The organism is Pseudomonas sp. GL-RE-26 (genome assembly GCF_019956275.1).
Taxonomy (GTDB): domain Bacteria; phylum Pseudomonadota; class Gammaproteobacteria; order Pseudomonadales; family Pseudomonadaceae; genus Aquipseudomonas; species Aquipseudomonas grandcourensis.
Map to the genome: position 1 here is coordinate 21169 of NZ_JAHBDI010000026.1, position 13051 is coordinate 34219.

Genomic DNA, 13051 nt, shown 5'->3' on the forward strand with positions numbered 1-13051 from the left:
CCCATGTCTGTTTCTAGATCAGGAGTAACGAGCACCATGGCTCACGCAGCTACTTTTCCAAAGCAAATAAGGATACCCGCCACCTACATGCGCGGCGGCACCAGCAAAGGCGTGTTTTTCAGCCTGAAGGATTTGCCTGAAGCGGCACAGGTCCCTGGCCCGGCCCGCGACGCTTTGCTGTTGCGCGTGATCGGCAGTCCCGACCCGTACGACAAACAAATCGATGGCATGGGCGGCGCGACCTCCAGCACCAGCAAAACCGTGATCCTGTCGAAAAGCATCAAGGCCGATCACGATGTCGATTACCTGTTCGGTCAGGTGTCCATCGATAAGCCCTTCGTGGACTGGAGCGGCAACTGCGGCAACCTGTCCGCGGCGGTCGGTTCGTTCGCCGTCAGCAATGGCCTGGTGGACGCCAGTCGCATCCCGCACAGCGGCGTGGCGGTGGTTCGCGTGTGGCAGGCCAATATCGGCAAGACCATCATCGCCCATGTGCCGATCACCAATGGTGAAGTACAGGAAACCGGTGATTTCGAACTCGACGGCGTGACCTTCCCGGCGGCCGAAGTGCAGGTCGAGTTCCTTGATCCGGCGGCGGATGAAGAGGGCGGCGGCGGTTCGATGTTCCCTACCGGCAATCTGGTGGATGACCTGGAAGTGCCCGGCGTCGGTACCTTCAAGGCGACCATGATCAACGCCGGCATCCCGACAATTTTTATCAATGCCGAAGACATCGGCTACAAAGGCACCGAGTTGCAGGGCGCGATCAATGGCGACCCGAAAGCCTTGCTGATGTTCGAAACCATCCGCGCCTACGGCGCATTGCGCATGGGCCTGATTTCCAACATTGACGAAGCGGCCAAACGTCAACACACGCCAAAAGTGGCCTTCGTGGCCAAGCCGGCGGACTACGTTTCGTCCAGCGGCAAAGCCATTGCGGCAGGCGATGTCGACCTGCTGGTGCGTGCGCTATCCATGGGCAAGCTGCACCACGCAATGATGGGCACGGCGGCAGTGGCGATCGGCACGGCGGCAGCGATCACCGGCACTCTGGTTAACCTCGCAGCAGGTGGCACCGAACGCAACGCGGTGCGCTTCGGCCACCCGTCCGGCACCTTGCGCGTCGGCGCCGAGGCCAGCCAGGTCAACGGCGAGTGGACTGTGAACAAGGCGATCATGAGCCGCAGTGCGCGGGTGTTGATGGAAGGGTTTGTGCGGGTGCCGGGGGATTCTTTCTAAGATCACCCAAACCCTGTGGGAGCGAACTTGCTCGCGATGGGGCCAACTCATTCAATACATGTGTTGGCTGATGCACCGCCATCGCGAGCAAGCTCGCTCCCACAGTGGACTGCATTTCAAGAATAAGAATTTGTCATTGACTGAGAATGCCCTGAACCGAGGTCCCATTAACGACCCACTTCATAGAGTGAATCGAACATGAGCGCCAACGTCGACCTGAACAACCGCCCCGACTACGACAAGGTCCTGCAGGATATTGCCGATTACGTCCTCAACTACAAGATCGAGTCAAAAGAAGCGCTGGATACCGCGCGCAACTGCCTGATCGATACCTTGGGTTGCGGCCTGCTGGCCCTGCGTTTTCCCGAGTGCGCCAAGCACTTGGGGCCAGTGGTGGAAGGCACCGTCGTGCCGTTCGGCGCCCGTGTGCCGGGGACCAGTTACCGACTCGATCCGGTGAAGGCGGCGTGGGACATCGGCTGCATTGTGCGCTGGCTCGACTACAACGACACCTGGCTCGCGGCGGAGTGGGGGCATCCGTCGGACAACCTCGGCGGTATTCTCGCGGTAGCCGACCATTTATCACAAAAGCACCTGGCTAATGGCGTGGCACCGCTGACCGTGCGTACAGTGCTTGAAGCGATGATCATGGCCCATGAGATTCAGGGCGTGATCGCGCTGGAAAACTCGTTCAACCGTGTCGGCCTCGATCACGTCATCCTGGTGAAGGTCGCCTCAACCGCAGTCACCGCCAAACTGATGGGCGCCAATCGCGAGCAGTTGTTGTCGGCGTTGTCCCACGCTTTTGCTGACGGTCAAGCGTTGCGCACGTATCGGCATGCACCGAATGCGGGTTCGCGTAAATCCTGGGCGGCGGGGGATGCGTCCAGTCGTGGCGTGCGTTTGGCGGACATAGCGATGCGCGGCGAGATGGGCATTCCCGGTGTGTTGAGTGCCAGGCAGTGGGGGTTTTACGACGTGTTGTTCAGCCATGCCAACAATGATCTGGCACTCAAGCCTGAAGACAAACGTGCTTTCAGTTTTTCGCGGCCGTACGGTAGTTATGTGATGGAAAACGTGTTGTTCAAGATCAGCTTTCCGGCCGAGTTCCATGCACAAACGGCCTGTGAGGCGGCGGTGATCCTGCACCCGCAGGTGCGCAATCGCCTGCATGAAATCGACAGGATCGTCATCACCACTCACGAGTCGGCGATTCGCATCATTTCCAAGGTCGGCCCACTGGCCAATGCCGCTGATCGCGATCACTGCATCCAGTACATGACTGCTGTACCGCTGGCCTTCGGCAATCTGGTTGCCGAGTATTACGAAGATGATTTCCACAAGACACACCCGATCATCGATGTGCTGCGCGACAAAATGGTGATTGTTGAGGAACCGCGTTTCACCCGTGAGTATCTGGAGCCCGACAAGCGCTCCATTGCCAACGCGGTGCAGGTATTTTTCAAGGATGGGTCCAGCACTGAGAACGTGGTAGTGGAGTACCCGATTGGCCATCGTCGGCGTCGGGTGGAAGGCATTCCGTTGCTGGAGGACAAGTTCAGGGCGAACTTGCTGACAAGATTCACCGGGCAGCGCAGTGAGGAGATTTTTTCACTGTGCAAGGATCAGCAGAAGCTTGAGGCGACACCGGTGAACCGGTTTGTGGATTTGTTTGTTATCTAGGAGACCGCGTTATCGTTTGATCGCGAGCAGGCTCGCTCCTACAGGGGATCTGCGGTGGACACAAATCAACTGTGGGAGCGAGCTTGCTTGCGATGAGGCCGAACAGACAATAAAGAACTATTTAAACCGCCGCTCCACACCTTTCTCCACGAGAATTTTCGCGGAGATTTCTTCCACGGAAAAATGCGTGGAGTTGATGTTCGGGATGTTTTCGCGGCGGAACAGGTTTTCCACCTCGCGAACCTCGAACTCGCACTGGGCGTAGCTCGAGTAACGGCTGTTGGGCTTGCGCTCGTTGCGGATCGCGGTGAGGCGGTCCGGGTCGATGGTCAGGCCGAACAGCTTGTGCTGGTGAGCGCGCAGGGCGGATGGCAGTTGCAGGCGTTCCATGTCGTCTTCGGTCAGCGGGTAGTTGGCTGCGCGGATACCGAATTGCATCGCCATGTACAGGCACGTCGGCGTCTTACCACATCGCGACACGCCCACTAGTATCAGGTCGGCCTTGTCGTAATAGTGCGTGCGGGCGCCGTCGTCGTTGTCGAGGGCGAAGTTAACGGCCTCGATACGCTCCATGTAATTGGTGTTGGCGCCGATAGAGTGGGACTTGCCCACGGTGTAGGAAGAATGCTCGGTCAGTTCCTGTTCAAGTGGTGCCAGGAACGTCGAGAAAATGTCGATCATGAAACCATTCGAGGTTGCGAGAATCTCACGAATGTCCTGATTGACGATGGTGTCGAAGATTATCGGACGGAAGCCGTCGGTTTCGGCGGCTTTGTTGATTTGTTGTACCATGGCCCGCGCTTTGTCCACGTTGTCGATGTACGGCCGCGTGACCTTGCTGAAGGTAATGTTTTCGAACTGCGCCAGAAGGCTTTGACCCAGGGTTTCGGCGGTAATGCCGGTACCATCGGAGATAAAGAAAGCAGATCGTTTCATTTGCACCTTGGGCCTTAAGCTAGTAACGAATCTTGGATATGATAGGCGCGATTTGCCGGCCGCCATTGGCCCGCATTCTCACTTATTTTCCAGGTCCAGGCCATATAGCCGGTAAATGCTCACTTAAGCAGCCGGTTTCTGAGCTTTTCCAACACAGTTAGTGGAGAGATCACCTTGGTAGAGTACGTAGTTTCCCTCGACAAGCTCGGCAAAGACGACGTTGAGCACGTGGGGGGCAAGAACGCATCCCTGGGCGAGATGATCAGCAACCTGGCAGGTGCCGGTGTATCGGTGCCCGGTGGCTTCGCCACGACCGCTCAGGCGTATCGTGATTTCCTGGAACTGAGCGGCCTGAATCAGCAGATTCACGACGCGCTCGATGCCCTTGACGTCGATGACGTGAATGCCCTGGCCAAGACCGGTGCCCAGATCCGGCAATGGATCATGGAAGCCGAGTTCCCTGAAAAATTGAACGCCGAAATCCGTACCGCGTTCGCCACGCTGTCCGCCGGCAACCCTGACGTGGCCGTGGCCGTGCGTTCTTCCGCTACCGCTGAAGACTTGCCCGACGCTTCCTTCGCCGGCCAGCAGGAAACCTTCCTGAACATCCGTGGTGTGGAAAACGTCATTCGCGCCGCCAAAGAGGTGTTCGCCTCGCTGTTCAACGACCGTGCCATTTCCTATCGCGTGCACCAGGGCTTCGACCACAAGCTGGTAGCCCTGTCCGCTGGCGTGCAGCGCATGGTCCGTTCCGAAACCGGCACCGCCGGCGTGATGTTCACCCTCGATACCGAATCGGGCTTCCGTGACGTGGTGTTCATCACCGGCGCTTACGGCCTGGGTGAAACCGTCGTACAAGGCGCGGTGAACCCGGATGAGTTCTACGTCCACAAGGGCACGCTGGCTGCCGGTCGCCCGGCGATCCTGCGTCGCAACCTGGGCAGCAAGGCCATCAAGATGATCTACGGCGACGAGGCCAAGGCCGGTCGTTCGGTCAAGACCGTCGACGTGGACAAGGCTGAGCGCGCACGTTTCTGCCTGACCGACGCTGAAGTCAGCGAACTGGCCAAGCAGGCGATGATCATCGAGAAGCACTACAAGTGCCCGATGGACATCGAGTGGGCCAAGGACGGTGACGACGGCAAGCTGTACATCGTGCAGGCCCGTCCGGAAACCGTGAAGAGCCGCACCCAGGCCAACGTCATGGAACGTTACCTGTTGAAAGAAACCGGCACCGTGCTGGTGGAAGGCCGTGCCATTGGCCAGCGCATCGGCGCCGGCAAGGTCCGCATCATCAAGGACGTGTCCGAGATGGACAAGGTCCAGCCAGGCGACGTACTGGTTTCCGACATGACCGACCCGGACTGGGAGCCGGTCATGAAGCGCGCCAGCGCCATCGTCACCAACCGTGGCGGCCGTACGTGCCACGCGGCGATCATCGCCCGTGAGCTGGGTATTCCTGCGGTAGTAGGTTGTGGCAACGCCACCCAGCTGTTGAAAGACGGCCAGGGCGTGACTGTTTCCTGTGCTGAAGGCGACACCGGTTTCATCTTCGAAGGCGAACTGGGCTTCGACATCAAGAAGAACTCCGTGGACGCCATGCCGGATCTGCCGTTCAAGATCATGATGAACGTCGGCAACCCGGACCGCGCCTTCGACTTCGCGCAGCTGCCGAACGCCGGTGTGGGCCTGGCCCGTCTGGAATTTATCATCAACCGCATGATCGGTGTTCACCCGAAAGCGCTGTTGAACTACGACGGTCTGCCGCAGGACATCAAAGACAGCGTCGACAAGCGCATCGCCGGTTACGACGATCCGGTCGGCTTCTATGTCGACAAGCTGGTTGAAGGCATCAGCACCCTGGCCGCTGCGTTCACCCCGAAAAAGGTCATCGTGCGTCTGTCGGACTTCAAGTCCAACGAATACGCCAACCTGATCGGCGGCAAGCTCTACGAGCCGGAAGAAGAAAACCCGATGCTGGGCTTCCGCGGTGCTTCGCGTTACATCAGCGAATCGTTCCGTGACTGCTTCGAGCTCGAATGCCGCGCCCTCAAGCGCGTGCGCAACGAGATGGGCCTGACCAACGTCGAAATCATGGTGCCGTTCGTCCGTACATTGGGCGAAGCTAGCCAAGTGATCGATCTGTTGGCCGAAAATGGCCTGGCCCGCGGCGAGAATGGCCTGCGCATCATCATGATGTGCGAACTGCCGTCCAACGCGATCCTCGCTGAAGAATTCCTCGAGTTCTTCGACGGCTTCTCCATCGGTTCCAACGACCTGACCCAGCTGACCCTGGGCCTGGACCGTGACTCCGGGATCATCGCGCACCTGTTCGACGAGCGTAATCCGGCGGTCAAGAAGCTGCTGGCCAACGCGATTCAGGCCTGCAACAAGGCTGGCAAGTACATCGGCATATGTGGTCAGGGGCCTTCGGACCACCCGGACCTGGCCAAGTGGCTGATGGAGCAGGGCATTGAAAGCGTTTCGTTGAACCCGGACTCCGTACTGGAAACCTGGTTCTTCCTGGCGGAAGGTCAGGCGCAGGCTTGATCCTGTAGGAGCGAGCCTGCTCGCGATGGACTGCAGAACACCGCGTTTTTTTCAGAATGAACGCGTCATCGTTGGCGACCATCGCGAGCAGGCTCGCTCCTACAATGATTGGCAGCGTGGTCGGTGAACGCTGCCTTTAAGATTCAAGCAGGGCGGGCTCCATCTGGATGCCGCCCTTTTTTGTGCAAGAGATTATGCAAAGCAGCAGCAACCTATTTCCTGTCGCCCTGATCAGCGCCGAACGGCGCGGTGATCTGAGCGAAGATGTCTATCGTTTGAAACCCGGTAACAGCCCCGACTTCACCGTCGAACTGGCTGTGACACGCCTTGGCATGGCCGATGGGTCGTCCTCCCGTGGTGTGCCGGTGATCCTGCTACACGGCAGCTTTTCCAATCGCCGGTTCTGGTTTTCTCCCAAGGGCCTGGGGTTGGGTGCTTACCTGGCCCGCCTGGGGTTCGACGTCTGGATTCCGGAAATGCGCGGTCACGGCCTGTCCCAGCGTAACCACGACTACCGTAAGAACCGTGTCGCCGACTACGCACGCTATGATCTGCCGGCCATTGGCGCGTTCGTGCGCGAACAGAGCGGGCAGGTGCCGCACTGGATCGGTCACTCGCTGGGCGGTACTACGTTGGCCGCAGCGTTGGGTGGCGAGTACATCGGTGAGCCGGTCGTGGCCTCGGCGGCGTTTTTCGGTACACAAGTCAGCCGCACCTACTGGCCATTGAAGATTCCGCCGGTGGAGTGGAGTGGTCGCTTCATTCTCAAGCGTTTTGCCCAGTTGTCCGGTTCAAGGCTCAAGCGCGGTCCGGAGGACGAGCCCATCGGCCTGGCCCTGGAAAGCATGCGCTGGTTTGGCTTGTTCGGGCGCTTCGGCGATGCCGACAAGGACTGGTGGGCAGGCCTGGCCGAGGTCAAGTTGCCCGTATTGGCGGTCAGTGCCGCGGGTGATCATCAGGACCCGGCCTGGGCGTGTCGCAAGCTGTTCGAGCAGTTCGGTTCCGAGCACAAGCAATTCATCAATCTGGGGCGCGAGCAGGGCTTCGGCGACAATTTCGGTCACGTGGAAATGCTCGTCAGCAAGGCAGCCCAGGCTGAAGTCTGGCCTTTGGTGACGCGCTGGTTGGCCGATCAGCAGACACCTTTGCCGGGCGCGCAACAGGATTTGGCCGCGGCAATCTGAGCCTGACGCTCTAACAAGGGCATTTCGCTCTGGTCGGCTTGCGGCTAAGATATGACGCATTGAGCTGTTCTGGTCACTTTGCGTGGCTGAGCCATCACTGATGTTCGTGCTGTCTTCCTCTTCACAGGAGTTTCTCGATGATCCATTACCTCACGCCTGACCTGTGCGATGCCTATCCGGAACTGGTGCAGGTGCTGGAACCGATGTTCAGCAATTTCGGCGGCCGTGATTCCTTCGGTGGCGAAATCGTGACCATCAAATGCTTCGAGGACAACTCGCTGGTCAAGGAGCAAGTCGAGCTCAAGGGCGATGGCAAGGTCCTGGTGGTCGATGGCGGGGGCTCTCTGCGCCGTGCGCTGCTGGGTGACATGCTCGCCGAGAAAGCGGCCAAGAATGGCTGGGAAGGCCTGGTGATCTACGGTTGCATCCGTGACGTCGACGTCATCGCGCAAACCGACCTGGGGGTTCAGGCACTGGCCAGCCACCCAATGAAAACCGACAAGCGCGGTATCGGCGATCTCAACGTTGCCGTGACCTTCGCTGGCGTGACCTTCCACCCGGGCCATTACATCTATGCGGACAACAACGGCGTGATCATCTCGCCCAGCCCGCTGAAAATGCCTGAATAAAGCGCGGGTCGACCAAAGGAGTGCGGATGTTCGAGGAAGAAAACGCGCAATGGGGGCTGGTGCATGCCCTGGTACTGGACGGTAAAGGCGGCGCGCGTTCGATTGCCCGGACTGAACTCGATGACTTGCAGCTGCAGGCCCATGAAAGCCTGTGGCTGCACTGGGATCGCAGTCATCCGCAAACCCGGACCTGGTTGCGCAAATCCAGCGGTCTTAGCGAATTCAGCTGTGACCTGTTACTCGAAGAAAACACCCGTCCGCGACTTTTACAGCTTTCCGACAGCGAACTGCTGCTATTTTTGCGCGGGGTCAATCTGAACCCCGGTGCCGAGCCGGAAGACATGGTGTCGGTGCGGATCTTCGGCTCTGCCCAGCGTGTCATTTCCCTGCGTTTGCGTCCGTTGCGTGCCACCGATGAACTGCTGGTGCAACTGTCCGAGGGCAAGGGGCCGAAAACCGCCTCCGAACTCATCCTTTGCATGGCGCAGTACCTCACCAACAAGGTGCAGGATCTGGTCAGCTGTCTCTCGGAAGTGGTCGATGAGGAAGAAGAAAAACTGGATGCCGACGAACGGTATACTCCTGAGCACGGATCGGTTTTGCAGATTCGTCGCCGGGCGGCTGCGTTGAAGCGCTTTCTTGCTCCGCAGCGGGACATTTTCGGGCAGTTGACGCGAATCAAGTTGCCCTGGTTCGTCGAGGATGATGGTGATTACTGGAACGAATTGAACAACAGCCTGACTCGTTATCTTGAAGAGCTGGAATTGACCCGGGAGCGAGTGGGGCTGGTTCTGGAGGCTGAGGACCGTCGGTTGAGCGTGCGCATGAACCGCACGATGTATCGCTTCGGGATCATCACCGGGATCTTTTTGCCGATGAGTTTTCTGACCGGGCTTTTGGGGATCAACGTCGGTGGAATTCCATTCTCTGCCAGCCCTTACGGCTTTCTGATCGCCTGCCTGATGATGGTCTCGGTGGCGCTGGGGCAGTGGTGGTTGTTCCGACGTTTGCGCTGGGTCTGAGGGAAACCATGTGACCCGACCAAATCTGACCGCGTCTCCCACAGACATCACGAGAGGTGCGTATGCACGATCCGTTTGAACAGTCTTTACGCGACATGCTCAACGCCTCACCGTCCACCCGGGACGACGATGCGTGCCTGGGGCGTGTGCTGAAAACCGCCAACCGCCAGGTCGGCGCCGGTGATTTGTTCAGTCTGCTGGGGCGCTGGTTGCCCGCACTGATGATCGCCCTCAACAACGGATCGGCCCATGTCGCGCCGGTATCCCGTCTTCGTAAACCTACTGCTCGCACTGCTGATAAGGCTGATTGAATATGGAACTTGATCTCTGGACTCAGAGCCTTGTCACTGCAATGACTGCGTTGTGGACCAAGGTTGCGAACTTCATTCCGAACCTCTTCGGCGCACTGGTTGTGCTGCTGTTGGGTTTTGTCGTGGCCAAGCTGCTGGACACCTTGCTCTCCAAGTTGCTCGCCAAATTGGGCCTTGACCGCTTGATGGGCGGCACCGGCCTGACCAAATTGCTGTCCCGCGCAGGGTTGCAAGTTCCTATTTCGACCCTGATCGGCAAGATCGTCTATTGGTTCGTTCTGCTTATTTTTCTGGTTTCTGCGGCAGAATCTCTTGGCCTTGAGCGAGTTTCAGCTACGCTGGACATGCTTGCGCTGTATTTGCCGAAGGTATTCGGCGCGGCGCTGGTGTTGCTGGTAGGTGTGCTGCTGGCGCAACTGGCCAACGGACTGGTGCGCGGAGCAGCAGAAGGCGTGGGTCTGGACTATGCTTCAGGGCTTGGGCGGATTGCCCAGGGCTTGGTGATCATCATTAGTATTTCGGTTGCGATCAGCCAGTTGGAGGTCAAGACTGACCTGCTCAACCATGTGATCGTGATTGTGTTGATAACCGTTGGTCTGGCGGTAGCGCTGGCCATGGGGTTGGGAAGCCGGGAAATTGCCGGCCAGATTCTTGCGGGAATCTACGTGCGTGAGCTGTACCAGGTTGGGCAACAAGTGCGGGTTGGCGAGGTCGAAGGCCAGATCGAAGAGATCGGCACGGTTAAAACCACATTGCTGACCGATGAGGGTGAGCTAGTCTCTCTTTCCAATCGGATTCTCCTTGAGCAGCATGTGAGTAGCCGCTAACCCGGCAAACCCTGCTAATGTATGCCGCCGCAAAATGCCTGCTCACGCTGGCAGCGGCGGACATTGACCTGACTGTCGGCCCGACTTGTTTTGAATAAAGCCCAATCGTTATCCATGCGCTACGACCCCCGCGAGCTCTCTGATGAGGAGTTGGTCGCGCGCTCGCATACCGAGCTGTTTCACGTAACACGCGCTTATGAAGAACTGATGCGGCGTTACCAGCGAACATTATTTAACGTGTGCGCACGCTATCTCGGGAACGATCGCGACGCAGACGATGTCTGTCAGGAGGTCATGTTGAAGGTGCTGTATGGCCTGAAGAACTTCGAAGGTAAATCGAAGTTCAAGACATGGCTATATAGCATCACGTACAACGAGTGCATCACACAGTATCGGAAGGAAAGGCGAAAGCGTCGCTTGATGGACGCATTGAGTCTTGACCCCCTCGAGGAAGCGTCCGAAGAAAAGACGCCGAAACCTGAGGAAAAGGGTGGACTTGATCGCTGGTTGGTGTATGTGAACCCGATTGACCGGGAAATTCTGGTGCTACGATTTGTCGCAGAGCTGGAGTTTCAGGAGATCGCAGACATCATGCATATGGGTTTGAGTGCAACAAAAATGCGGTACAAACGCGCTCTAGATAAATTGCGTGAGAAATTTGCAGGCATTGCTGAAACTTAGTTCAGCGCAAATATCTCTTACGTGTAGGCAAGTTCTGTTAGACTTGCCGCCGAGTTGTCCCCCGGTTTGCGGGACTGCTTCACAATCACCAGATGGGGATTTAACGGATGAAACTGAAAAACACCTTGGGCTTGGCCATTGGTACTCTTATTGCCGCTACTTCGTTCGGCGCATTGGCACAAGGCCAAGGCGCAGTTGAAGGCGAGCTCAACTACGGGAAGAAGTACAACGACAGCGTTAACAACGTTGAAGACGGCTACACTCCTGGCGCCTCCATCGGTTACTTCTTGACCGACGACGTATCGTTGAACTTGACCTACAACAATGACGACCACACCCGTTCGAACAACGGTACTGGTAATCAGAAAATCGAAGGCGACCAGTTCGGTCTGAACGCTCAGTACCACTTCAACAACGCTGGCGACGCTCTGCGTCCTTACGTTCAAGGTGGTGTTAAGCACGGCAGCATGACCAACGTAGCCGCTGACGGCCACACCGGTCGTGACCAGTCGACTTTCCTGACTGCTGGCGCTGGCCTGAAGTACTACTTCCTGGAAAACGTCTACGCTCGTGCTGGCGTAGAAGCTGACTACAAGCTGGACAACGGCCGTTGGGACTACATCCCGTCCGTAGGTCTGGGTGTTAACTTCGGTGGCGGCAACAAGCCTGTCGCTGCAGCTCCAGCTCCAGAAGTTTGCTCCGACAGCGACAACGACGGCGTTTGCGACAACGTTGACAAGTGCCCTGACACCCCAGCCAACGTAACTGTTGACGCTGATGGCTGCCCAGCTGTTGCTGAAGTCGTTCGTGTAGAGCTGGACGTGAAGTTCGACTTCGACAAGTCGGTAGTCAAGCCAAACAGCTACGGCGACATCAAGAACCTGGCTGACTTCATGAAGCAGTACCCATCCACCACCACTACTGTTGAAGGTCACACTGACTCCGTCGGTCCTGACGCTTACAACCAGAAACTGTCCGAGCGTCGTGCAAGCGCCGTTAAGCAAGTTCTGACCAACCAGTACGGTGTTGAGTCGTCCCGCGTTCAGTCCGTTGGCTACGGCGAATCCCGCCCAGTTGCTGACAACAAAACTGAAGCTGGTCGCGCTGTTAACCGTCGCGTAGAAGCGCAGGTTGAAGCTCAAGCTAAGTAATTAGCTCGCAGCTCTGAAAAGCCCGGCTCAGGCCGGGCTTTTCTTTGTCTGCGATTTGGTGAAACAGCTGAAACTACGCTGACTGATCCGCCGCCATCACAGGCAAATCATGCTCCCACAGGGATTGAGTTGCACTGGCTGCCACTGCGCCGATCACCAGTATGGCAGGGCTTTTCAGCTGGAATCTGTAGGCCGCTTCATCCATTTCTGTAAGAGTGCTCCGACATTCCCGTTGATGGGGCAAGGAAGCATTTTCAATCATGGCCACGGGCGTATCCGTCGCCATGCCACCGGCCATTAGCTGCTCACGGATTTCACCGAGCTTGGCCACTCCCATGTAAATCACCAATGTCGTTCCGCCTTGAGCCAGTGCCTGCCAGTTCAATTGGCTGTCGTCCTGGGTGTGTGCGGTGACCAGCGTGACACCACGGGCGACACCGCGCAAAGTCAGCGGAATATCGCATTGCGTTGCCCCCGCCAGCCCGGCAGTGATGCCGTTGACCAACTCGGCTTCGACCCCACGCTCACGCAACCACTGCGCTTCTTCACCACCTCGACCGAAAATGCACGGATCTCCGCCCTTGAGCCGGGCCACGCATTTACCCTGCCGGGCATAACGAAGCATCAGGCGATGGATGAACGCTTGCGGGGTGGAGCGGCAGCCACCGCGCTTGCCCACCGGGATGATCCGTGCCCCGGGGCAATGCTCGAGTACCGCGACATTGACCAGGTCATCGATCAGCACCACATCAGCCTCGCGCAAGGCGCGTACCGCTTTCAACGTGAGCAACTCCGGATCACCCGGGCCCGCACCTACCAGCCAGACTTTTGCACTCAT

General features: G+C 57.9%; 12 protein-coding genes. 10 read left to right on the plus strand and 2 right to left on the minus strand.

The annotated features are described in order from the left end of the window. Positions 1-36: 36 nt before the first annotated feature. Together prpF and prpD are read left to right on the plus strand one after the other, a co-directional pair. Entirely contained in the window at positions 37-1239 is a 1203-nt protein-coding gene (gene prpF / locus KGB07_RS17435; protein WP_046042903.1) for a 2-methylaconitate cis-trans isomerase PrpF, read from the plus strand. Positions 1240-1437: 198 nt separating this feature from the next. Further along, entirely contained in the window at positions 1438-2922 is a 1485-nt protein-coding gene (gene prpD, locus KGB07_RS17440) for a 2-methylcitrate dehydratase (protein ID WP_223466079.1), read from the plus strand. A gap of 117 nt (positions 2923-3039) precedes the next feature. Here prpD and KGB07_RS17445 read toward each other — a convergent pair whose 3' ends face one another. Next, positions 3040-3858: a pyruvate, water dikinase regulatory protein gene (locus KGB07_RS17445; RefSeq protein WP_008048584.1), complete on the minus strand. Its 819-nt coding sequence runs from the start codon at positions 3856-3858 to the stop codon at positions 3040-3042. Positions 3859-4086: 228 nt separating this feature from the next. Here KGB07_RS17445 and ppsA point away from each other — a divergent pair, with 228 nt between their 5' ends. The 8 genes from ppsA (at position 4087) to KGB07_RS17485 (ending at position 12213) form a co-directional block, all read left to right on the plus strand. Continuing rightward, positions 4087-6408, plus strand: coding sequence for a phosphoenolpyruvate synthase (gene ppsA, locus KGB07_RS17450; protein ID WP_317850357.1), 2322 nt, complete (start codon positions 4087-4089; stop codon positions 6406-6408). Positions 6409-6602: 194 nt separating this feature from the next. Beyond that, positions 6603-7592, plus strand: a complete 990-nt coding sequence (locus KGB07_RS17455; protein ID WP_046042898.1) for an alpha/beta fold hydrolase — start codon at positions 6603-6605, stop codon at positions 7590-7592. Positions 7593-7732: 140 nt separating this feature from the next. Beyond that, the gene (rraA, locus tag KGB07_RS17460) at positions 7733-8221 is read left to right on the plus strand and encodes a ribonuclease E activity regulator RraA (protein WP_172435379.1); all 489 of its coding nucleotides are present in this window, start codon (positions 7733-7735) and stop codon (positions 8219-8221) included. A 26-nt stretch (positions 8222-8247) separates the two neighbouring features. Then, positions 8248-9243: a zinc transporter ZntB gene (locus KGB07_RS17465; RefSeq protein ID WP_095945167.1), complete on the plus strand. Its 996-nt coding sequence runs from the start codon at positions 8248-8250 to the stop codon at positions 9241-9243. Positions 9244-9305: 62 nt separating this feature from the next. Next, a complete protein-coding gene (locus tag KGB07_RS17470; protein ID WP_008017601.1) occupies positions 9306-9554 on the plus strand; it encodes a hypothetical protein in 249 nt (82 codons plus the stop codon). 2 nt (positions 9555-9556) lie between these two features. After that, the gene (locus KGB07_RS17475) at positions 9557-10381 is read left to right on the plus strand and encodes a mechanosensitive ion channel family protein (protein ID WP_008048604.1); all 825 of its coding nucleotides are present in this window, start codon (positions 9557-9559) and stop codon (positions 10379-10381) included. A 90-nt stretch (positions 10382-10471) separates the two neighbouring features. Next, the gene (gene sigX / locus KGB07_RS17480) at positions 10472-11062 is read left to right on the plus strand and encodes an RNA polymerase sigma factor SigX (RefSeq protein ID WP_015096065.1); all 591 of its coding nucleotides are present in this window, start codon (positions 10472-10474) and stop codon (positions 11060-11062) included. 107 nt (positions 11063-11169) lie between these two features. Further along, on the plus strand, positions 11170-12213 hold the full coding sequence (locus KGB07_RS17485) for an OmpA family protein (protein WP_046042894.1): 1044 nt from the start codon (positions 11170-11172) through the stop codon (positions 12211-12213). Positions 12214-12286: 73 nt separating this feature from the next. On the opposite strand, the gene cobA is transcribed toward KGB07_RS17485, so the two are convergent. Further along, complete coding sequence (gene cobA, locus KGB07_RS17490; protein WP_046042893.1) at positions 12287-13051, minus strand: uroporphyrinogen-III C-methyltransferase; 765 nt, start codon at positions 13049-13051, stop codon at positions 12287-12289.

Excerpts from the sequence above, each read along its gene's own strand:
- prpF (WP_046042903.1), top strand. The coding sequence starts at position 37 with ATGGCTCACGCAGCTACTTTTCCAAAGCAAATAAGGATACCCGCCACC.
- prpD (WP_223466079.1), top strand. The coding sequence starts at position 1,438 with ATGAGCGCCAACGTCGACCTGAACAACCGCCCCGACTACGACAAGGTC.
- KGB07_RS17445 (WP_008048584.1), bottom strand. The coding sequence starts at position 3,858 with ATGAAACGATCTGCTTTCTTTATCTCCGATGGTACCGGCATTACCGCC.
- KGB07_RS17455 (WP_046042898.1), top strand. The coding sequence starts at position 6,603 with ATGCAAAGCAGCAGCAACCTATTTCCTGTCGCCCTGATCAGCGCCGAA.
- KGB07_RS17465 (WP_095945167.1), top strand. The coding sequence starts at position 8,248 with ATGTTCGAGGAAGAAAACGCGCAATGGGGGCTGGTGCATGCCCTGGTA.
- KGB07_RS17470 (WP_008017601.1), top strand. The coding sequence starts at position 9,306 with ATGCACGATCCGTTTGAACAGTCTTTACGCGACATGCTCAACGCCTCA.
- KGB07_RS17475 (WP_008048604.1), top strand. The coding sequence starts at position 9,557 with ATGGAACTTGATCTCTGGACTCAGAGCCTTGTCACTGCAATGACTGCG.
- KGB07_RS17485 (WP_046042894.1), top strand. The coding sequence starts at position 11,170 with ATGAAACTGAAAAACACCTTGGGCTTGGCCATTGGTACTCTTATTGCC.
- cobA (WP_046042893.1), bottom strand. The coding sequence starts at position 13,051 with ATGAGTGCAAAAGTCTGGCTGGTAGGTGCGGGCCCGGGTGATCCGGAG.